Genomic DNA, 20322 nt, shown 5'->3' with positions numbered 1-20322 from the left:
CAGACTGGCTCATTAATAATTCCAGAACAGCTGTAATGAGGCTGTCACTGGCTCTGGATCAGGTCCAGTAACTGCTCTTCCGTCTGGGGCCCGAAGCGGGCCTCCAGCAGCTCCCCCTGGGGGTCGACAATAAACGTTGCAGGCAGTGCTACAGGCACCGTCCAGCCAAAGGTCGGGCCCGGGTCTTCGGCAAGCATAGTGAACTCGATATCCATCTTCTGTCCAAGTTCAACCAACTCCTGCCCTTCAATACCGTCGAAGTTAACTCCCAGTACCGTGATATTGTCAGACTGATCCAGGGCATTGAGTTCGGGAATTTCCTCAAGGCAGGGCTTGCACCACTCGGCCCAGTAGTTCACCAGAACCCAGTCTCCCCTCAGCGAGTCCCACTCCATAGACTTGTCATCCGCTACCTTGAGCTCGACTTTGTCACAGCCAACCAGCAGCGTGACGACCGCTACCAGCATGATTTCGGGGTATTTCAAGGACACGCCTCCTGTTAGACTGTGGGCACGTTGACGTTGGGCAAGTGCCGGCAGAGGTTTCCAAAGGGCAGGAAAGCAGAGAACGATGACAGAACCGACCCGAATTTTCCACAACCCGCGGTGCTCAAAATCCCGACAGGCGCTTGCTCTGCTCCAGGAGCGCGGGATTGAGCCGGAAATTATACGTTACCTGGATTCACCGCCAAGCATCGCCGAACTGACCACTATCCTGAAACAGCTTGAGTGCTCGCCACGTGAGCTTCTTCGGACGGGCGAGGCGGTCTATCGCGAACTTGAACTGGCGGATCCCGAGATCCGTGACAGAAGACTGATTGAGGTGATGACCGAGAACCCGATTCTCATTGAGCGACCCATCGTGATCCACAAGGGCCGGGCTAGACTTGGCAGGCCGCCGGAGCAGATTCTGGAGCTGTTCTGACCGTGTCATTTACCCTACTCCGCCCTGAGGCAGTTCATGTCCGACGTTAGTCCTTACGTGCTGGTTCTCTATTATAGCCGCTCTGGCCAGACGGCAGAGATGGCCAATCAGATAGGCCGGGGCATTGCCCGGGTTTCCGGTATCGAGGCTCGACTGCGCACGGTACCGACGGTTTCGCCGGATACCCATGCCACTCTTGCCGAGATTCCGGACCAGGGCGCGCCCTATTGCACCAAGGATGATCTGCGCCACTGTTCCGCCTTGGCCCTGGGCAGCCCGACCCGATTCGGCAATATGGCCGCTCCGCTGAAGCACTTCTTGGATACCACGGGCGACCTCTGGCTCAGCGGCGCCCTTTGTGACAAGCCAGCGGGCGCATTTACCTCCACCGGCAGTCTCCACGGCGGCCAGGAAAGCACCCTATTAAGTATGATGCTGCCACTTCTTCACCATGGCATGGTGCTTTGCGGCGTCCCATACAGCGAATCGGCGCTTAACCAGACCACCAGTGGCGGGACCCCCTATGGCCCATCCCACTGGGCGGGTACCGGGGAGCCGCAGCCACTGACCGACCACGAGAAAGCGATCTGCCAGACCCTGGGCCAGCGGCTGGCGGGCTTTGCCGTCAAACTCCAAACCTGAGTGCTGCCAATATGATCTACTCTTCCCAGGGACGAATTACCCGTGCCCTGACAGCGGCTTTTTACCTTGCACTGATTCTGGTGCTGTTGGTGACCACGTTTTACCCCGCACCGGTGGAAGGCGTCTCGGTGATACTGATGCTTAGCGTCAAGCTGATCCCTCTGCTCATCTTCGTCGTGCCCGTATTCCGGGGTAACAACAGGGGCTACATATGGCTCAGTTTCGTGGTCATATTCTACTTTACCCAGGCCGTGGTTTCGGCCTGGTTGAGTGAAGGAGCACCTGTCCCTGTCATACTTTCGATCCTGTCGTTCTGCCTTTTCAGCATCGCGATGATTCATCTCAAGGCAAACCGTCCCAAACCTGCTTCCTGATCCAAGGTTCCCATCAATGGCTTCGACATTCCCTCCTGCGCCCCATCGGTCCACCCTGTCACTGCGGGACGTCTGTTCAGCTCTGGTAGCCGGCGGCGAAATCAGCCAGGACGAGGCCGAGAGAATACTGTCGACGAATCTTGGCGCTGACAGCGTCAAGAGCCATCCCCTTGAAGTCGTTGCCATGGCGGCTCCCACCAGTCTGGCCAGTGGCCGCACCCTGAACCTGGAGCGGCTCACCGAATGGCTGGCGGGCTGGGCCGGGCAGCCCTACTATCACATTGACCCCTTGAAAATTGACGCGCCGGCTGTGGCGCGGGTAATGTCCTATGCCTTTGCCCAGCGCCACGGAATACTGGCTGTGGATATTGGCAAGGACAAGGTCCTGATTGCCAGCGCCGACCCTTTCAAGGCCGACTGGGAGCCGAATCTGCGCCATGTATTGCAGAAGGATATTGTCCGGGTCGTTGCCAACCCCGACGACATAGCTCGCTTCACCATTGAGTTTTACCAGCTGGCAAGCTCCGTCAGTAAAGCCAGCGGGGGTGCCGGCGGCACCGCCAACAATCTGCACAATTTCGAGCAACTGCTGGACCTTGGCGGCACCTCCAGTCCCGATGCCAACGACCAGCACGTGGTCAAGATCGTGGACTGGTTGCTGCAGTATGCCTACGAACAGCGTGCCAGCGACATACATATTGAGCCACGGCGTACGGTGACCCAGGTACGCTTCCGCATCGACGGCGTGCTGCATAATGTCTATGAATTTCCAGAGCAGGTGGGGGTCGCTGTCACCAGCCGCCTGAAGATACTTGGGCGCCTGAATGTGGCAGAGAAAAGGCGCCCGCAGGACGGCCGCATCAAGACCCGCAAGCCGGATAACAGCGAGGTCGAGCTCCGCCTGTCTACCATGCCAACCGCCTTTGGCGAGAAGATGGTCATGCGCATATTCGACCCTGAAGTCCTGCTCAAGAGTTTTGAGCAACTTGGCTTTTCACGGGAGGATCGTGAGCGCTGGCACGACATTACCGGAAAGCCCCATGGCATTGTCCTTGTTACTGGACCAACGGGCTCCGGAAAGACCACGACGCTATACTCGACGCTCAAGCATCTGGCGACGTCTGAAGTAAATATCTGCACGATCGAGGACCCCATCGAAATGGTTGAGCCTGCCTTCAACCAGATGCAGGTTCAGAACAATATTGAATTGAGCTTTGCTTCCGGCGTCCGCGCGCTTTTGCGACAGGATCCCGACATCATCATGATCGGCGAGATCAGGGATCTGGAGACCGCTGAAATGGCCGTACAGGCGGCACTGACCGGACACCTGGTGCTGTCGACCCTGCATACCAACGACTCACCTAGCGCCATCACCCGTCTGCTTGAACTGGGTATACCGCCCTATCTTATCCGCGCGACTGTACTGGGCGTTATGGCACAGCGCCTTGTTCGGAACCTGTGTCCCCATTGCAAGCAGCCAGGGCCCGTGGATGACGCCGCCTGGCGGAGCCTGACCCGGCCATGGAAGGCTCCCGCCCCCAAGGAAATTTTCCATCCGGTCGGCTGTCTCGACTGCCGCAATACCGGCTACCGGGGCCGCGCCGGTGTGTATGAGATATTGCAGTTGTCCGGCGAATTACTGGGTCAGATTGGCGAAAACACCGAACTGGACCAACTTCGATTGCGGGCCTATAAGGACGGCATGAAGTCGTTGCGGCTGAGCGGGGCCCAGAAGGTGGCCGCAGGCGAGACAACCATCGAGGAAATTCTGCGGGTCACCCCTGAAAGCCAGCGTTAGGCTGAGGGCCGCATGCCACATTGGTCCAGAAGGTCCTGCCAGGCGCTGGTATGGCGGTCAGTCGCCTGATCCAGCCGGTGCCAGATCCCTTCGCCATCGACTTCAAGTGCTTCCTCATGAAACCCTTTGAAGGCTTCCGGCATCACATCCGCCTGGAGGCTCGCAAGCTCTGACAACGGCTCCAAAAGTTCATTGCGCGCCCGCCTAATGTCAGCCAGATAGGACTGCACCTTTTCAATATAGATGCTGAAGAACATGGACCGGACGATCCGGGCCTGTTCATTTTCCTTGCCGCCAATGCACAACGGCCGGCCATCCAGGCGCTGGACCAGCAGGTCCGCGACATCTTCCAGCCTGGCAGTAGCCAGCGCGGCACTGTTCAGCACCTGTCCTGCCCGATGCTGTGATTGCCATTGCTGGTGTATCGCCCCCACAAAGCCCAAATCCTCCCCAAGCTGACCACCAAGGATCGCCTCGATCGTACCATTCAACCGTCTCACATCCTGGCCCAGGCTTGCTGTCGTGACTCCGGTGCTGTCTACCGGAAGATACCCTTTGGAACGGGTGAACAACGGCTCGACTTCTTCAACGCCCCAGGTCGCGTTCCAGATAACGACCGGCAGGGACTGCTCCTTGCTGTCAGCGGCCTCGGCCACGCTTTGAGCCAGTTCCTCGTTATCAATCTCAGGAACACAGTCACGGGCGGCCTGAATGAATCTGAGCTCGTAACGGAGTCGATTAAGGGGCTGCATGACGCGACCGAGCACAGAGTTTCGCTCGCCCACAACGAACTGCAGCTGGCAGCCATAGAGCGAAAGGAAGCCCAGCATATCGATTTGCAGGGATGGGACATCTAGCTGCCGCAGGCGCCGCCGGGGCATGCCTGGGACGGGCGCCGGCACGGAAAGTTCCGCCTCAAGGTCGAGCACCCGCGCCGTCCGGGCAACATACTCGTCCATAAGCGACTCAGGGCCGTCAAAGGGGTCGCAGCCGCCAAGGGCAATCGCAAGAACTACCACCAGCAGGGGTCGGCTAACGGTCATCCGGGCCTCTCGCTTCTAACAGGTATGGGCCGGCGCCCTGCCGCTCGGTCATCGTGCCAGGAGCTGGGAATCAACCTCCCGGAAATCGCGGGCGATGGCCCGGGAACTTTCGGGCCTCGCCCCCTCGCGAACGAGCCAGACAGTTCTCATGCCGACAGTCTCGGCTGCTTCCAGCTCTGCCTCAATGTCGGACAGGAACAAGACCGTTTCCGGCTCGACACCAAGCTGATCCACTATGTTGCGGTAGGACTCAGGGTCACGCTTGGGCCCTACCCGGGTATCAAAATAACCGCTGAAAAAGGGTGTCAGGTCACCACACTCGCTGTGCCCGAAAATCAGCTTCTGGGCCTTTACCGAGCCAGAGGAATAGACGTAGAGTCGCAGACCCCGGTCGTGCCACTCCCGCAGGCACTCTGCAGCGTCCTCATAGACATGGCCATGAAAAGCACCGGTCTGATAGCCCTGTTGCCAGATCATCCCCTGCAGCGCCTTGAGTGGCGTCTCCTTGCGGTCTTCCCGGATCCAGGTCTGCAGCACCTCGATCAGTCCATCCAGGTCGTTGGCGCTGACGCCAGAGCGCTCGGCCACAAACTCAAGCTGCTCACGTACTGCCGGGTCGTCCTTGAACCCCTCCTTTACAAATTCACCCATGTGCTCAGCGGCATAGGGAAAAAGCACATCATGGACAAAGGAGATAGAGCTGGTGGTGCCCTCGATATCCGTCAGTATGACCCGGATCATCGGGGGGCTCCCGCCAGGCTTTCGTAGCGGGGCAGACGGCTGGCGATGTCTTCGCCAGTAAATTGGGCGACCCAGCCATCAGGATTGGTAAACAACCGGATACAAGTGAATTCCGGCTCCGGCCCCATGTCAAACCAGTGCGGCGTACCGTTGGGCACGCTTATCAGGTCATTCTGCTGGCAAAGCACGGCATAGACCTCGTCGCCAAGGTGAAGATAAAAAAGCCCCTGTCCACGGACGAAAAACCGCACCTCATCTTCACTGTGGATGTGTTCATCCAGGAATTTCTGCCTGAGCGCGCCCTTCTGGGGATTATCCGCGCTCAGGCTGATGACGTCCGCCGTCTGAAAACCACAATCTGCTTTCAGCGCTTCGACTTCCTCGCAGTATGCCTCAAGAACCTGCTCCTGGGATGCGTCCGCAGCCAGCTGGCGTGTCGGCCACTGCTCGAATCGGATATTCCGTTCAGCCAGCAGCTGCGAAATCTCTGCCGGGTCCGCGGTCACTTTCCGGGGAGCCTCGGGCCTGTCCTGCTTGTAGATACTCAAGGTTGTCATCGCCGCACCCTCATGATTTCAAGTTCGCACTCGAATAGGAATTCAAACGCCTCCACATGTCTCAGGCAGTCTGCCATGGTCTCTCCCCAGGTATAAAGCCCGTGACCGCGAATGAGGTACCCGGGCTGATCCGGGTGCGCGCGGAACCACTCGCGGGTATGCCCGGCGAGAGCATTTATGTCCTGGGTATTATCGAATACCGGGACATTGAGCTTCGATTCGTGTGTCGTTACGCCGGTCACTCCACTAAAGGCTTTCTGGAGCTCGTAACCGTCCAACACCAGATCCTCGTCAGCTGGCACAAGACGACTCAGCACTGTCGCCTTGACCGAATGGGTGTGAAGCACGGCGCCCACTCTCGGGAAAATGTCGTAGAGAACCGTATGGAGCCGGGTTTCAGCCGATGAGCGTGAGTTACTGAGCACCGGGTCTCCGTTCAGATCCACCACCATCACGTCCCCTGCGCCCAGCTGGCCTTTATGGCGTCCCGACACCGTAATCGCTATGTGACTGTCGTCGATTCTTGCCGAATAATTGCTGCTAGTGGCCGGGGACCAGCCCCGACCGTAGAGGAAAACCCCGGCATCAATGATTTCCTGGGCAGCCAGGGCAAAGCGGGCTGAATCAAACACGAAATGTTTCCTGCTTTAGTGGTACAAGTTACTTGATAACGTCCTCGCCTTCCCTGTTCTTCCAGAAGGTCCGCTCACCGCCAGAGTCCATCTGGCCCTCTGCGTCCCATATCTTCCTTTCTTCTGTCGCCTGCTCCAGCCTCCCGTTATCTTCCCATACGGTCCGGTTCTGGCAGCCTGCCAGGGTCACAGTCGTCAATAAAATTGCGAAAACGGTTTTCACAGACTGCCTCCAGATACGGATCGGTCGTCAAATAAGCTCAGCGGGCTTCAGATCCTGGTCATCGGACACAGATGTCAGCACAAGCGGTCGGTCTAACCGCCCTCGTGCAATTCCCGATTGCGCTTTTTATGCTCGTCGCTTTTCCTGATCATTACGTAGACCGCGCCGGTACCACCGTGATGACGCTGGGCTGAGTGAAAGGCCAGAACCTCGTCCAGCTCCGGCAGCCATTTGGCGAGATAGCTCTTGAGCTGGGCAATGCCATCCGGGTTACGCTCACCTTTGCCGTGTAGAATAATAACGGAACGCACACCGTATTGGACACAGTCCTGCACGAAGCCGAACACTTCCCGGCGCGCCTCTTCGACTTTCATTCGATGAAGATCCAGCCGTGCTTCGATCGGGTATTGCCCCTGTTTGAGCTTACGAAACACCCCGTGCTGAACGCCGGTCCGCTGCCAGCTCAGAATATCGTTGGCTGTCAGTGGATCCACGGTATCAGACGTCAGAGGATTGCGGTCACGTAGGGGCTGATCCATAGCTGCCCGTTGCCGCTCAAGATGGCCGGGCGTCAGCTCTTTCGGCACCTTGATGTCAGCTCGATTGGGCTTTCGGATTCTGCGGACGTCCTGCATTTCCTCGAGGAAACTCAGCCGCTCGTCTTTGGTGGTCATGGCGTCGTCTGGTAGCACGGGTGAAAGAAAACTGTACCATTGCTGGCCGGGCCCATAAAGCAAATGAACAGGGCGTTGACCTGTGGCACTGCCGGCCCTCACGGTCTGGGCTACACTCACTATACACACTCTGAACCGGCATCGTTTTATGGAAATCAACAGCTCTGAAGCACGGCCCCAGAACATTCGCGCCATCATGTCGTTTCTCAGGGAGCATGCGCCTTTTTCCAACATGGACGAGACCCATCTGGCACACTTTGCCGAGAACTCCGTGCTCAGGTTCTATGCCGATGGGGATGTGGTGCTGTCGCCGGACGATGGCCCGGTAAAAACCTTTAACATGGTCAAACAGGGTCGTATCCAGGGTGAACGGGTCAACCCCAATGATGGCAAGCTGGAGACTACCTTCGAAATCAGCCAGGGCGAGTGTTTTCCCCTTGCCGCACTGATTGGCGAACGTTCGACCCGAACGCTCCACCGGGCCTCCGGCGACACCTTTTGCCTGAGTCTGGAACACAGCAGCTTTGTTACGCTGTTTTCCGAGAGCGAATCGTTCCGTGACTTTTGCCTGCGGGGGGTGAGCAGTCTGCTTGATCAGGTTAACCGGCATATTCAGTCCGGCGCCATGGCCTCAATAAGCCCCAGCACCAGCCTCGACACGCCCCTGGAACGCTACGCCCTGCGCAACCCAATTGTCTGCTCGCCGGACCTGCCGGTTCGCAAGGTAGTCGCACGGATGCATGAGAACAATGTCGGTAGCATGGTCATTACCGACCAGAACCGGCATCCGATCGGCATTTTCACCCTTCGGGATCTGCGCACCATGGTGGCGGAAGACCAGGCCAGCCTGGATGCCCCGGTAAGCCAGGTGATGACACCCGATCCCTGCTGCCTGCCCGCCTCTGACCGTGCATTTGACGCAGCGCTGCTGATGGCCGAGCATCATTTCGCCCACCTGTGCGTAGTGGATGAAGGCCAGCATCTGATCGGCGTTGTTTCCGAACGGGACCTGTTCTCGTTGCAGCGGGTCGACCTGGTTCATCTGGCCCGGACCATCGGTACAGCCTCGCATCTTCGAACCCTGGTTAGCCTGCGTAGCCAGGTTTCCCGCCTGGTTGACACCATGCTTGCCCACGGTGCGGACTCCGGACAGGTGGTAAAAATAATCACCACTCTTAATGACGTTACAGTGCGGCGGGTACTGGAGTTGAACCTGAAAAAGCACGATCCGGGCATCGCCTTTACCTGGCTCACCTTCGGAAGCGAAGGCCGGCAGGAACAGACCCTGCTGACGGACCAGGACAACGGCATACTGTTCCAGACGCCTGAGGGCATGACCGAAGATCAGGTTCGACAAAAACTCCTGCCCTTTGCCGAAACGGTAACCCAGGAGCTGGCGGAGTGCGGCTTTACGCTTTGCAAGGGCAACATCATGGCCAGCAACCCGAAACTATGCCTGAGCAGCGATGAGTGGGATGACTGGTTTATCCGGTTCATCGATTCCTCCACTCCTCAAAATCTTGTTTACTCATCAATATTTCTTGATATGCGAGCCGTTTATGGCCCCAGGGAGCCTCTGGAAGCCCTGCTTGAGAGAATTGTCGGGCGCATACGCAAAAATGCCCTGTTCCAGAAGATGCTGGCAGGTAACGCAGTCACGCGCAGACCGCCCCTGACCATGTTCCGGACATTCCGCTGGGCACCGGATGGTGGGAAGCACACCCTGGATCTAAAGCGTCAGGGGCTGTCCCCGTTTGTCGAGGCAGCCCGGGTATTTGCCCTTGCCAATGGCATAGGCGAACCCAACACGCTCGAACGTATGGACCGGCTGGCGGTGAAAGGTATTTTCGACCGAAAGGACGCCAACGCCTGGAAAGAGGCCTACAGTCTGATCCAGGCCTTGCGTATGAGGGCACACCAAGAGCAATTGGAAAAAGGTCTGCCCCTTAGCAACTATATAAATCCGGACGACCTCAACCCCCTGGACAAGCGTATCCTGCGGGAGTCGTTCAGGCAGGCGCAGCGCCTGCAGCAGAAACTTGAGACCACCTATCTTCTTTGAGCACCGGTATTATGTTTGAACAGATCAAGGAATGGATCAGTCGCAGGGGCAGCGTTGAAGCTCATCATGACCTGGCGCACCTGCCCATGCCCAAACGCCTGGGCGTACTGCCTGAGCTGAGCCAGCTGCGTATGGTAGTGCTGGATCTGGAGATGACAGGACTCAACCCGTCCAAAGACCACGTCATCGCCATCGGCGCAGTCGCCATCGACTGTCTTCAGATTCCGCTTCGGGATCAGTTCGACCTGATTTTAAGACGACCGGAGCTGGACATCAGCGAGACCGTTTTGATCCATGGCATTGGTCCCGAAGCGTTGGTGCGGGGCCACGAGACCGAAGATGCGCTGCTTTACCTGCTGGAATGGATGAATGGTGACCCGATACTCGCCTTTCATTCTGATTTCGACCAGAAATTTCTTGAGAAAACCCTGAAACAGACCCTTGGCTACAAGGAGCCTCACATCTGGCTCGATGTAGCCGACCTGATGCCCGCGCTGCTCAATGACGCGCCCAAAGGGGGCGGCCGGCTCGACAACTGGGCGGAGCACTGTGCCCTGGAGGTCAGCGAGCGGCACCATGCCGCTGCCGACGCACTGGCTACCGCCGAGCTTTCGTTAATAGCCCTGAACCGGGCCCTCAAGAATGATCTCACCATCCTCGAGCAAGTTATGGAGAGAATGCGATACCACCGACGCCTGAAAGCCCTGCACCGTCAGTGAACCCCTGCCAGCCCAACCCACCACTGCCGTGCGGGCTCATCCCAACCTTCAAAAATCTCCGTAGTTAACTGATATTGGGGGGAAAGATTAGACCTTTTGCCAATATCCTTAATGTTGCTGGACTGTAAAGTCTAAGTGGGTGAAAAACGAAAGAAGCAAATCGAATAAGAAGCTTTTTTCGAGCAAAACGTATGTGACACGTCCCGACTGAAAAACAACAAAGCTGGAGAGTATTATGTCGGATATACCGAGTAACGCCGTTGAATACTGGAAGGCCAACCTGCGCCTGATCGTGGGCAGCATGGCCATCTGGGCATTCGTATCCTACGGATGCGCCATTCTGTTCCGTCCATTTCTTTCAGGCATCCCCATTGGAGGCACTGACCTGGGCTTCTGGTTTGCACAACAGGGCTCAATACTGACCTTCATCGGCCTGATCTTCTTCTATGCCTGGAGAATGAACACGCTGGATAAAAAATTCGGCCTGGACGAGGAATAACCGCCATGGATCAGTTCTATATTAACCTGCTATTCGTAGGCGGCTCCTTTGCTCTCTACATCGCTATCGCTATCTGGGCCAAAGCCGGTTCCACCAGCGATTTCTACGTTGCCGGCGGTGGTATCCACCCGGTTACCAACGGGATGGCTATCGGCGCCGACTGGATGTCCGCAGCCTCCTTTATCTCCATGGCAGGGCTTATCGCAGCTGGTGGTTATGCCAACTCGACGTTCCTCATGGGTTGGACCGGCGGCTACGTGCTGCTGGCCATGCTGCTTGCGCCTTACCTGCGTAAATTCGGTAAGTTCACGGTACCCGAGTTTATCGGTGATCGCTTCTATAGCAGAAACGCGCGCTTCGTGGCTGTTGCCTGCCTGCTTGCGGCATCCATCACCTACGTAATCGGCCAAATGGCCGGCGCTGGCGTGGCTTTCTCCCGCTTCCTTGAGGTCGACGCCACAACCGGCCTGATCATTGCCGCCATCGTTGTCTTCATCTACGCCGTATTGGGTGGCATGAAAGGGATCACCTACACGCAGGTGGCCCAGTACTGTGTCCTGATCATTGCCTACACAATTCCAGCCGTGTTCATTTCGCTTCAGCTCACCGGCAACCCCATTCCTCCCCTGGGCCTATTCTCGACCCACGTAGAGTCTGGTGTACCGCTGCTTGAGAAGCTGGACGAAGTTATTACTGCCCTTGGCTTCCGGGATTACACTGCGGACGTGGACAATAAACTGAACATGGTGCTGTTCACCCTGTCCCTGATGATCGGTACTGCTGGTCTTCCTCACGTAATCATCCGATTCTTCACCGTACCTAAAGTGGCTGATGCTCGCTGGTCCGCTGGCTGGGCACTGGTCTTTATCGCCCTGCTGTACCTGACGGCTCCTGCCGTAGCGTCCATGGCTCGGCTGAACCTGATGACCACCATCTACCCTGATGGACCGGAAGCCCAGGCTATCGAATACGAAGAACGCCCCCAATGGATACGTGAGTGGGAAGTTACAGGCCTGATCCAGTTCGAAGACAAGAACAACGATGGCCGTATCCAGCACTACAACGACACCGAAGAGTTTGAGCCCACCGCTGAAGCCCGCGGCTGGGAAGGCAATGAATTCAACTACAATAACGACATCCTGGTTCTTGCCAACCCGGAGATCGCCAACCTGCCAGGCTGGGTTATCGGTCTGATTGCAGCGGGTGGTCTGGCGGCAGCCTTGTCTACGGCAGCGGGACTTCTGCTGGCAATCTCGTCGGCGGTCAGCCACGACCTTATCAAGGGTGCGATCAACCCCAACATATCGGATAAGGGGGAACTGCTCGCGGCGCGGATTTCAATGGGTGTCGCGATTGCGTTGGCCACTTATTTGGGGGCGAATCCTCCCGGGTTCGCAGCACAGGTAGTCGCACTGGCCTTCGGTATCGCAGCAGCGTCGCTGTTCCCGGCTCTGATGATGGGTATCTTCTCCAAGCGTGTGAACAATAAGGGCGCCATCGCAGGTATGCTGGCTGGCCTTATCTCAACCTTGGTCTATATCTTCATCTTCCTTGGCTGGTTCTTCATTCCTGGCACCAACAATCTGGCGAACACGCCTGATAACTGGCTACTAGGGATTTCGCCGCTGTCCTTTGGCGCGGTAGGTGCAATGATCAACTTTGCTGTTGCCTTCATTGTCTCCAACGCGACCGAAGAGCCTCCGGTTGAAATTCAGGAACTGGTTGAAAGCGTTCGCTACCCGCGTGGCGCTGGCAAGGCAACCGGCCACTGAGTCATACTGAGCCTGATGCAGAGAGTTATCTGTAAAGGTTGAACCAAAACGGGCTTCCTCTTAGAGGAGGCCCGTTTTTTTAAGGAAGCATTTATGTTCTGGAATCTGGTTGCGACCGTGTTTGCCGGTCTCGGCGCGGCAGGCATTGCCCTGGGCATTCGCTCAATAACATTCAAAAAAGCACCCAAGTGGATCATTCCCGTTTTCGCCGGCCTGGGCATGATGGCGTACCAGGTCTATATCGAATACACCTGGTTTGACCATATGCAGGCACGGTTGCCGGAAGGCACGGTTGTGGTAAGCAGTCAGGAGGAACAGATTTTCTATCGTCCCTGGAGCTATGCATTTCCGCAGATCACCAGTTTTACGGTGCTGGACAAGCAAAGCATCAGCCGGGACCTCCCGGACCAGGATGTGGTCCGTTTTGAGCTCTACCATTTTCGCCATACCTATGGCGGCCGGATATCTCAAGGGGTATATCTCGCCAACTGTAGCACTGGCGAGATGGTGCCGCTGGACGGTCAGGGCAAGCCAAAGCTGGACTCCGTACAGAAATTGAATGCCGAGGACCCGATCCGGGTGCAGGTCTGCCGTAAATAAGTGATTCGCCAACAAAGCCCTTTGCTTTGTTGGCCTTTAAGCTCCCCAAAGCCCTCATTCACCGCTACACTACCAACAGCGGACCAAACCCTAACAAAACCAGGTCCCGGTTTCCGACCCAACGCGAGAACGCCTGTATATGCTCAGCGTATGGCTGCTAGTACTGATCTCCATTGCTTATATCTCTCTACTTTTTACCATTGCCTGGGCAGGTGACAAGCACCCTGCTCTTTACAAGAACCGCTTTGCCCGTACCCAGGTCTACGCCCTCTCCCTGGCTGTCTATTTTACCTCCTGGACCTTTTACGGGGCCGTCGGTCGCGCCACTCAGGAAGGTCTGGGGTTTCTGCCGATCTATCTGGGCCCCCTGCTTGTGTTCGTGTTCGGCGCACCCCTGCTCAGACGCATTATCTTTATCAGCAAGCGAAACAACAGCACCTCCATCGCCGACTTCATAGCCTCCCGATACGGTAAGTCCCAGTCTCTGGCCGCGATGATTTCTTTCATTGCACTGGTGGGTAGCGTTCCGTATATCGCATTGCAACTGAAAGCCATCGATATGGGCTTCAGCATCCTATCGGATACCCGGTCAGGCTCTGACCAGCTCAGCCAGTCCTTCTGGAAAGATTCAGCCTGGTACATCACCATCGTGCTGGCGGTTTTTACTGTGCTTTTCGGTACCCGGCATCTGGAATCCACTGAACACCACCGGGGAATGATCCAGGCAGTGGCTTTCGAATCGGTTATCAAGCTGATCGCCTTTGTAGCCGTCGGCCTGTTTGTGGGATTTGGCCTGTACAGCGGTTTTGGTGACCTGTTTCAGAACATCAGCGCGGCTGGACTCATGGGTGTTCTGACGACGCAAAACGTTGAGGCACCCGCCTTCATCACCCAGACCCTGGTGGCCATGCTCGCCATCATCTGCTTGCCACGCCAGTTCCACGTTATGGTGGTGGAAAACACCGATCATCGGGACTTTGAAACTGCCCGATGGGCCATGCCAGCCTACCTGGTTATTGCCAGCGCCTTCGTCATACCCATTGCAGGGGCCGGTTTGCTGCTTCCCCAGGCCGCCTCGGTCAATCCTGACACACTGATTCTGTCATTACCGATAATGGCCGGCGAACACTGGCTGGCCATACTTGCGTTTCTGGGCGGTGGCTCTGCAGCGGCGGCCATGGTGATCGTCTGCTCGGTCGCAATCGCCACCATGGTGAGCAACGAAATCATCATGCCGGCATTGCTCAAGTTCTTTCGCCCGGGTATGAACCGGCGGGATGACTTGAGCTTTCTGCTTCTGAGCATCCGCCGTGTCGCTATTTTTGTGGTCTTGCTGACCGCCTATGGGTTCTATCGTATGGCCGGGGCAGACTACAGCCTGACAGCTTTTGGGTTGCTGTCGTTCGCCGCTGTCGCCCAGTTTGGCCCCGCACTGGTGGGCGGCATTATCTGGCGCAGGGCCAACCACACTGGAGCGGTCTGGGGGCTGGCCCTCGGTTTCCTGCTGTGGTGTTACACCTTACTGGTGCCTGCACTTGCTTCAACCGGTTGGCTTGGTGACAGGCTGATCGAGGAAGGCCTGTGGGGCTTGAACTGGACCCGGCCTACTGCCCTGCTCGGACTCGAACTGGACCGGGTCAGCCATGGCATTGTCTGGAGCCTGGGGGTGAACACACTTACCTTTGTTTTACTCTCCTTATTCACACGCCAACGGGTAAGGGAAAAGATCCAGATCGCGTCCTTCTTCCAGGATCCCCAGCCAAAACCCGAAACGGTCAATCAACATGCCTGGCAGGGCGAAGTACTGACAGCCGACCTACAAGCCCTGGTTGACCGTTTCATGGGCGAAGAGCGGGCTGAGGCGATCTTTTCGAACTATCAGCGTCGCAATGCCATACGGCTGGCGCCCCAGCGGCCGGCCTCAGCCCATTTGATGAAATACATTGAGCGCCAGCTGGCGTCGGTGATTGGCAGCTCTACCGCTCGGGTCGTCCTTGAATCAACGCTGACCGGACGGGACATGCAGATCGAGGACGTAGTCAGCATCGTAGACGAAGCGTCCCAGGCAATGACGTTCAGTCGAGAGCTCCTGCAGTCGGCCATCGAAAATATCAGTCTTGGGGTCTCTGTAGTGAACAACCAGCAGCAACTGGTGGTGTGGAACCGGCGATATTTGGAACTGTTCTCCTATCCGAAAGGATTCGTAAGAGCCGGACGCGCGGTTGAAGATCTCATGCGCTACAACCTGACCTCCGCCAATCTGCCGGCCCGAAAAGTGGATGAAGTCATCAACATGCGTTGCGGCGCCATGCAGGCCGGGCAGCACATGTCTTACGAGCGCCATCGCCCGGACGGAACGGTCCTTAAGATCGACGGCAGCCCCATCCCTGGGGGTGGCTATGTGACCACCTTCCAGGACATCACGTCCATGCGAAGGACGGAGCAGGCACTGAAAGAGACCAATATATACCTGGAGCAGCGGGTCAAGGAGCGCACCCAGGAACTTCAGGTGATCAACGAGCAGATGCTCAAGGCCAAGTCTGTTGCCGAGCAGGCCAACCACAGTAAGACCCGGTTTCTGGCGTCGGCAAGCCACGACCTGCTGCAGCCACTGAATGCGGCCCGACTCTTCACCTCAGCGTTGTCTGGTAAACCCCAGTCCGCGGAAGCCCGTGAACTGGTGCAGCATATCGACAGCTCATTGGGAGCGGCGGAAGAGATCATCAGCACCCTGCTCGACATTTCCAAGCTGGACGCCGGCGCCCTTGAACCGAAGATCAGCCGCTTCCCGGTCGATGAAATGCTGAAGCACCTGGCGACGGAATTCTCAGCCATCGCCATTGACCAGGCACTGGTGCTGGACCTGGTACCGAGTACTGCCTGGGTCGAATCGGACTCAAAGTTGCTGAGACGGGTGGTTCAGAACTTCCTCTCGAACGCGATCAGGTACACCCCCAGGGGGCGTATTCTCCTCGGTTGCCGCCGCCTGAAAGGATACCTGCGCATTGAGGTATGGGATACCGGCCCGGGTATACCTGAAGATCAGCTGGAGCAGATTTTCGAAGAATTCCGGCGTCTACAGCACGGCCGTGACAAGAAGGGCCTGGGACTGGGATTGGCGATTGTGGACCGTATCAGTGGCATGTTGAATCACCCGGTCAATGTACGCTCCGTTCAGGGCCGCGGCAGTGTTTTCAGTATCACGGTGCCGCGCTGTGATGCCGAGCCGGTGCCGGAGCCAGCAATACGGCCAGCGAGATCTTCACGGGGCCTGTCGAATCTCCATGGGTTGAACGTACTCTGTATCGATAATGATGTTCATATTCTCGAAGGTATGGCCGCTTTGCTAAGTAACTGGCAGTGTAATGTGACACTGGCGGAAAGTCTGGAGCACGCCATTGACCAGTTGGACCACCAGGCACCGGATATAATTCTGGCGGATTATCAGCTTGATGAAGGACGTAATGGGCTTGACGCCATGGATAGGATCAGGGAATGCTTCAGCGAAAGCTTGCCCGGTATTCTGATTACCGGTTATACAGGACCTGAGGTGCGCGAAGATGCTCTGGCCCGAGGTTATCAGATACTTTACAAGCCGGTTAAACCGGCAGCATTGCGGGCACTGGTCAACAAACTTCTCCGACAGAGGCAGGCATGACAGATACGCAGCTCCCTGCAGGCGGTCCCGAGTTTCATAAACTCAGTTACCTGATCGTCGATGACTTCGAGAATTTTCGCTTATCCATGCGTCACATGCTCCGCAGTTTTGGCGTGACCAAAGCTGAAGTCGTGTCCAATGGCACGGCAGCTGTCCAGATGTGCACCTATGATCAGTTTGATGTCGTGCTATGCGACTACAACCTGGGGGAAGGCAAGAATGGACAGCACGTTCTTGAAGAGCTCCGTCATAAAAAACTGCTGAAGCGCACCTCGCTGTTTCTGCTGGTCACCGCCGAGACATCCAAAGAAATGGTTATGGGCGCCCGGGAATACCAGCCCGATGCCTACCTCACCAAGCCCATTAACCGGGCCATGCTGGAGAAGCGCCTGGGCGCTCTGATTGCCCAGCGCAACGCACTGCTTCCCATTAACCGTGAAATTGATCGTGAGAACCTTCCGGAAGCGGCCTCGCTTTGTCTGCAGGCAATCCCACGTCAACCCCGATACAAATCATGGCTGCTGAAAACCCTGGCAGACCTGTATTTTCAGATGGGCGACTTCAGCCATGCCCGCAAGATATATGATGACGTTCTGGCACAGAGGGACCTGTCCTGGGCGCGGCTCGGCAGGTCGAGAGTTTTGCTGGCGGAGCAGCAGCTTGAGGAATCGGTAGCAGAGCTGCGCACTCTGATTGAAAGCCATCCGGATTTTTTAGAGGCCTATGACCTGCTCGCGGATGCCCTGACCCGCCAGGGCAAGCTTGGGCAGGCCCAACAAACCCTGGAAACGGCGGCAGAATTATCGCCCAACGCCCTCCTCAGACAGCGCAGCCTGGCCACCATAGCGACCACTACTCAAGACATTGAGCGGGCGACGGAAGCGTGGCGACGTACAGTTCAACTGGGTACCCACTCCATTCACGACAATGTTGAGCATTACCTGGCTCTGGGGCGATCTCTATCAGATATTAGCGAAGTCAACATTGATGAGGGCTGGAAAGACCAGGCGAGCGAAGCCCTGAATCTTCTTGCCAAGATGGAAAAGCGGTTTCCGGAAGCTCCCGACGTTACGGCAAAAAGCTTGCTTATTCAGGCACGGGTTCATGCAGGGCAAGGCCAGATGCCCGCGGCTAATAAAGCTCTGGCAGAGGCCCACGCAAGCGTGGATGCCGATTCCGTCAGTGCCCAACTCGGACTTGAGCTGGCTAAAACCCTGTTTCGCATGAAACGGGGCCCAGAGGCAGAAAAATTGCTCAACAAGCTCGCTGAGCGCTTCAGTGATGACACTGAGGTCCTTCAGAATATTGAAGCCCTGCTTGATGAGCCAGTGGGATTCAAGCAGAAGCTCCAGGCACGGGCCCTTAACCGCGAAGGCATCAAAGCCTTCGAGTCTGGCGATCTGGAAGCAGCTGTAAAAGTATTTGAGAAGGCTCTGGCGATAGTACCAGCCCATGCCGCACTGAACCTAAACCTTGTCCAGGTACACATGAAACAGCTTGCGGAAGGCGCCAGGGATCCCCAACTCGTGGCACGCAGTCGACGCCGCCTGGATGCACTGGCGAACCTGCCGGAACAACATCGTCAATACCGCCGCTATGAAACCCTGCGCAAGAAACTGGATGCCATGAAAAATGACTGAAGACAAAACTTCCCACCCTGTATTTGCAGACGATAACCCGATCAATTTTTCCATGGTCCTAGCGTCAGCTGTCCATGACATGAAAAACTCACTGGGTATGCTGCTTCATTCTCTTGACGGTCTTCGGGACGAGCATCAGGATACCCTTTCAGGATCGGCACGTTTTAATACACTTCAATACGAAGCAGAACGACTTCATAGCGATCTTGTTCAACTGCTAGGCATTTATCGGCTGGATGAAAAGACCCTGTCCGCTCATTCTGAAGAGCACTTTGTTCCTGATTTCCTGTCGCAGCACCTTTCCCGTTACCGTCCGCTGCTTGAGGGGCATGAAGTAAACTATCGGATTGAGGCTGACGACATCCAGGGCTTCTTCGATGAGGATTTGCTGACGGGCGTTCTCAATAACACGATCAATAATGCCATCCGATATACCAAATCCCAGATTCTGATTACTGCAAGTCAGCGGGAACAATACCTGGTAATTGGCGTGGAGGATGACGGCGATGGCTATCCTGAGCAGATGCGGCGCGCAGATACATTAAGTTTCAAATCACTCAATTTTGATACCGGGAGTACAAGCCTGGGACTTTTCTTCGCGTCATCCGTTGCACATCTCCACCAGGATGGCAGCCGGCGTGGGTTTATCAAGCTGCACAACGAGGGGAAGCTTGGAGGCGGTGTGTTTGAGATCTGGCTGCCATGACCGGCAACAGGCTGACACAGAACGGGAAAACTTGATCTGGCTCCCAAGCCTGACTAAGGTTATGCAGACCGTGAGGTACCAGCCCAGTTGGGCAAGACGGACCCAGCGGACACCGGTTTTTGATGCCGGAGCTCTTCCGGGCAGTTCCCGGATTTACAGGGAGAATACCGATGGCCCGCGGCCACGCACTCGTTGTTGATGACTCATCCACTGCTCGTATCATTCTTTCTCGCCTCCTGGAGAGAGCCAAACTGACCACACGAGGGGCTGCATCCGCAGAAGAAGGCCTGGAGCTACTTCAGAAGGAGCCCTTCGACATTGTTTTCCTAGACCACCTCCTCCCCGGCATGGATGGCTTCCAGGCACTGGAAGCCATAAAACGGGACCCGGCCCTGCGGGATATCCCGGTGTTCATGTACACGTCCCAGAATGCCGAGCGCTACCTTCGCGATGCCAAAGCCCGAGGCGCCGCGGGAGTTATAGGCAAGCAGGTGGACAGGGATCAATTGCTCAAGATCATCGAAACCATACTCACGGACGGCACCAGTGCCCCTGATACTGATTTCCCGGTGCCAGAAACAGGTCTTGATCCAGCCGAACACATACAGAGTCGGCGCCTAACCGGTAGACTGGCTACGCTCGAGATCGCTTACGAAGAAACCTATGATGAATTGAGGCACCTGCGAAAAAGCATGGTCCAGATGGAGGCTTTACATCAGGAAAGCCTCAATACCATACAGCGCAGAATGAAGCAGATGATGTTTTTCACATTGGCCGGTTTGGCGATCGTTACCCTTGGTCTTGGGCTCGAAATCAGTGACTTGTCGAACGTATTGGGTAACGTAAACAACGAACTGATGATAATTCAGGAGATAGTTGAGGACCTTGTGGAGTTGGTTGGCGCGCCTTCCCAGTAAGATACCGGCATATCTCGATTAAAAACAAGCAAGCACCGGCATCAACGAACGATGCCGGTGCTTGCTTTATTATGGCCGCCAATAAAAAACCCCAGTACCGTTGGGTACTGGGGTTTGGGTATTAAGAGCCTGACGATGACC

The 20322-nt window shown here is 56.4% G+C and carries 20 protein-coding genes; 13 read left to right on the top strand and 7 right to left on the bottom strand.

Features of this window, described 5'->3' with window-relative positions:
- Nucleotides 1-44: 44 nt before the first annotated feature.
- Nucleotides 45-485, bottom strand: coding sequence for a TlpA disulfide reductase family protein (locus G7W63_RS02165; RefSeq protein ID WP_423202270.1), 441 nt, complete (start codon nucleotides 483-485; stop codon nucleotides 45-47).
- Between the two features lie 85 nt (nucleotides 486-570).
- Here G7W63_RS02165 and arsC point away from each other — a divergent pair, with 85 nt between their 5' ends.
- Genes arsC through tfpB form a run of 4 tightly spaced genes read left to right on the top strand, consistent with a single transcriptional unit; the run spans nucleotide 571 to nucleotide 3738 of the window.
- Nucleotides 571-924: an arsenate reductase (glutaredoxin) gene (gene arsC, locus G7W63_RS02160; protein ID WP_166252486.1), complete on the top strand. Its 354-nt coding sequence runs from the start codon at nucleotides 571-573 to the stop codon at nucleotides 922-924.
- 36 nt (nucleotides 925-960) lie between these two features.
- Nucleotides 961-1566, top strand: coding sequence for an NAD(P)H:quinone oxidoreductase (gene wrbA, locus G7W63_RS02155; protein ID WP_166252483.1), 606 nt, complete (start codon nucleotides 961-963; stop codon nucleotides 1564-1566).
- A gap of 11 nt (nucleotides 1567-1577) precedes the next feature.
- Nucleotides 1578-1940 carry a DUF2069 domain-containing protein gene (locus G7W63_RS02150; protein WP_166252480.1) on the top strand — a complete coding sequence of 121 codons (363 nt, stop codon included), beginning with the start codon at nucleotides 1578-1580 and terminating at the stop codon, nucleotides 1938-1940.
- Between the two features lie 16 nt (nucleotides 1941-1956).
- Nucleotides 1957-3738: a type IV pilus assembly ATPase TfpB gene (tfpB, locus tag G7W63_RS02145; protein ID WP_166252477.1), complete on the top strand. Its 1782-nt coding sequence runs from the start codon at nucleotides 1957-1959 to the stop codon at nucleotides 3736-3738.
- Here tfpB and G7W63_RS02140 read toward each other — a convergent pair.
- The 6 genes from G7W63_RS02140 to smrA form a co-directional block, all read right to left on the bottom strand.
- Entirely contained in the window at nucleotides 3735-4781 is a 1047-nt protein-coding gene (locus tag G7W63_RS02140) for a DUF3080 domain-containing protein (protein ID WP_166252474.1), read from the bottom strand. The genes tfpB and G7W63_RS02140 overlap by 4 nt on opposite strands.
- 48 nt (nucleotides 4782-4829) lie before the next feature.
- On the bottom strand, nucleotides 4830-5522 hold the full coding sequence (mtnC, locus tag G7W63_RS02135) for an acireductone synthase (protein ID WP_166252471.1): 693 nt from the start codon (nucleotides 5520-5522) through the stop codon (nucleotides 4830-4832).
- Complete coding sequence (locus G7W63_RS02130) at nucleotides 5519-6079, bottom strand: 1,2-dihydroxy-3-keto-5-methylthiopentene dioxygenase (RefSeq protein ID WP_166252468.1); 561 nt, start codon at nucleotides 6077-6079, stop codon at nucleotides 5519-5521. The genes mtnC and G7W63_RS02130 overlap by 4 nt, the downstream gene beginning before the upstream one ends.
- Nucleotides 6076-6711 (bottom strand): methylthioribulose 1-phosphate dehydratase, encoded by a 636-nt coding sequence (locus G7W63_RS02125; RefSeq protein ID WP_166252465.1) that lies wholly within the window; start codon nucleotides 6709-6711, stop codon nucleotides 6076-6078. The genes G7W63_RS02130 and G7W63_RS02125 overlap by 4 nt, the downstream gene beginning before the upstream one ends.
- 28 nt (nucleotides 6712-6739) lie before the next feature.
- Nucleotides 6740-6934, bottom strand: coding sequence for a hypothetical protein (locus G7W63_RS02120; RefSeq protein WP_166252462.1), 195 nt, complete (start codon nucleotides 6932-6934; stop codon nucleotides 6740-6742).
- A 92-nt stretch (nucleotides 6935-7026) separates the two neighbouring features.
- Nucleotides 7027-7608 (bottom strand): DNA endonuclease SmrA, encoded by a 582-nt coding sequence (gene smrA, locus G7W63_RS02115; RefSeq protein ID WP_166252459.1) that lies wholly within the window; start codon nucleotides 7606-7608, stop codon nucleotides 7027-7029.
- Nucleotides 7609-7756: 148 nt separating this feature from the next.
- Here smrA and G7W63_RS02110 point away from each other — a divergent pair, with 148 nt between their 5' ends.
- From G7W63_RS02110 to G7W63_RS02070, 9 genes are all read left to right on the top strand, one after another.
- Nucleotides 7757-9670 (top strand): putative nucleotidyltransferase substrate binding domain-containing protein, encoded by a 1914-nt coding sequence (locus G7W63_RS02110; RefSeq protein ID WP_166252456.1) that lies wholly within the window; start codon nucleotides 7757-7759, stop codon nucleotides 9668-9670.
- An 11-nt stretch (nucleotides 9671-9681) separates the two neighbouring features.
- Nucleotides 9682-10389: a 3'-5' exonuclease gene (locus G7W63_RS02105; protein WP_166252452.1), complete on the top strand. Its 708-nt coding sequence runs from the start codon at nucleotides 9682-9684 to the stop codon at nucleotides 10387-10389.
- 235 nt (nucleotides 10390-10624) lie between these two features.
- Nucleotides 10625-10888 carry a DUF4212 domain-containing protein gene (locus G7W63_RS02100; RefSeq protein WP_166252449.1) on the top strand — a complete coding sequence of 88 codons (264 nt, stop codon included), beginning with the start codon at nucleotides 10625-10627 and terminating at the stop codon, nucleotides 10886-10888.
- 5 nt (nucleotides 10889-10893) lie between these two features.
- Nucleotides 10894-12660 (top strand): sodium:solute symporter family protein, encoded by a 1767-nt coding sequence (locus tag G7W63_RS02095; RefSeq protein WP_166252446.1) that lies wholly within the window; start codon nucleotides 10894-10896, stop codon nucleotides 12658-12660.
- A 93-nt stretch (nucleotides 12661-12753) separates the two neighbouring features.
- Complete coding sequence (locus tag G7W63_RS02090) at nucleotides 12754-13260, top strand: hypothetical protein (RefSeq protein WP_166252443.1); 507 nt, start codon at nucleotides 12754-12756, stop codon at nucleotides 13258-13260.
- 139 nt (nucleotides 13261-13399) lie between these two features.
- A complete protein-coding gene (locus tag G7W63_RS02085; RefSeq protein WP_166252440.1) occupies nucleotides 13400-16918 on the top strand; it encodes a hybrid sensor histidine kinase/response regulator in 3519 nt (1172 codons plus the stop codon).
- Nucleotides 16915-18558, top strand: a complete 1644-nt coding sequence (locus G7W63_RS02080; RefSeq protein ID WP_166252438.1) for a tetratricopeptide repeat-containing response regulator — start codon at nucleotides 16915-16917, stop codon at nucleotides 18556-18558. Before G7W63_RS02085 ends, G7W63_RS02080 begins: the two co-directional genes overlap by 4 nt.
- Nucleotides 18551-19264 (top strand): sensor histidine kinase, encoded by a 714-nt coding sequence (locus G7W63_RS02075; RefSeq protein WP_166252435.1) that lies wholly within the window; start codon nucleotides 18551-18553, stop codon nucleotides 19262-19264. Before G7W63_RS02080 ends, G7W63_RS02075 begins: the two co-directional genes overlap by 8 nt.
- Nucleotides 19265-19434: 170 nt before the next feature.
- Nucleotides 19435-20181 (top strand): response regulator, encoded by a 747-nt coding sequence (locus tag G7W63_RS02070; RefSeq protein ID WP_166252432.1) that lies wholly within the window; start codon nucleotides 19435-19437, stop codon nucleotides 20179-20181.
- Nucleotides 20182-20322 lie beyond the last annotated feature (141 nt).

Origin of the sequence: Marinobacter salicampi, from assembly GCF_011074795.1 — a bacterium.
Classification (GTDB): domain Bacteria; phylum Pseudomonadota; class Gammaproteobacteria; order Pseudomonadales; family Oleiphilaceae; genus Marinobacter; species Marinobacter salicampi.
This window is presented reverse-complemented; position numbering and strand designations above follow the sequence as displayed.

Excerpts from the sequence above, each read along its gene's own strand:
- G7W63_RS02105 (WP_166252452.1), top strand. The coding sequence starts at position 9,682 with ATGTTTGAACAGATCAAGGAATGGATCAGTCGCAGGGGCAGCGTTGAA.
- G7W63_RS02070 (WP_166252432.1), top strand. The coding sequence starts at position 19,435 with ATGGCCCGCGGCCACGCACTCGTTGTTGATGACTCATCCACTGCTCGT.
- G7W63_RS02110 (WP_166252456.1), top strand. The coding sequence starts at position 7,757 with ATGGAAATCAACAGCTCTGAAGCACGGCCCCAGAACATTCGCGCCATC.
- G7W63_RS02140 (WP_166252474.1), bottom strand. The coding sequence starts at position 4,781 with ATGACCGTTAGCCGACCCCTGCTGGTGGTAGTTCTTGCGATTGCCCTT.
- tfpB (WP_166252477.1), top strand. The coding sequence starts at position 1,957 with ATGGCTTCGACATTCCCTCCTGCGCCCCATCGGTCCACCCTGTCACTG.
- G7W63_RS02100 (WP_166252449.1), top strand. The coding sequence starts at position 10,625 with ATGTCGGATATACCGAGTAACGCCGTTGAATACTGGAAGGCCAACCTG.
- G7W63_RS02150 (WP_166252480.1), top strand. The coding sequence starts at position 1,578 with ATGATCTACTCTTCCCAGGGACGAATTACCCGTGCCCTGACAGCGGCT.
- G7W63_RS02130 (WP_166252468.1), bottom strand. The coding sequence starts at position 6,079 with ATGACAACCTTGAGTATCTACAAGCAGGACAGGCCCGAGGCTCCCCGG.
- smrA (WP_166252459.1), bottom strand. The coding sequence starts at position 7,608 with ATGACCACCAAAGACGAGCGGCTGAGTTTCCTCGAGGAAATGCAGGAC.
- mtnC (WP_166252471.1), bottom strand. The coding sequence starts at position 5,522 with ATGATCCGGGTCATACTGACGGATATCGAGGGCACCACCAGCTCTATC.
- wrbA (WP_166252483.1), top strand. The coding sequence starts at position 961 with ATGTCCGACGTTAGTCCTTACGTGCTGGTTCTCTATTATAGCCGCTCT.
- G7W63_RS02090 (WP_166252443.1), top strand. The coding sequence starts at position 12,754 with ATGTTCTGGAATCTGGTTGCGACCGTGTTTGCCGGTCTCGGCGCGGCA.
- G7W63_RS02085 (WP_166252440.1), top strand. The coding sequence starts at position 13,400 with ATGCTCAGCGTATGGCTGCTAGTACTGATCTCCATTGCTTATATCTCT.
- G7W63_RS02095 (WP_166252446.1), top strand. The coding sequence starts at position 10,894 with ATGGATCAGTTCTATATTAACCTGCTATTCGTAGGCGGCTCCTTTGCT.
- G7W63_RS02075 (WP_166252435.1), top strand. The coding sequence starts at position 18,551 with ATGACTGAAGACAAAACTTCCCACCCTGTATTTGCAGACGATAACCCG.
- arsC (WP_166252486.1), top strand. The coding sequence starts at position 571 with ATGACAGAACCGACCCGAATTTTCCACAACCCGCGGTGCTCAAAATCC.
- G7W63_RS02080 (WP_166252438.1), top strand. The coding sequence starts at position 16,915 with ATGACAGATACGCAGCTCCCTGCAGGCGGTCCCGAGTTTCATAAACTC.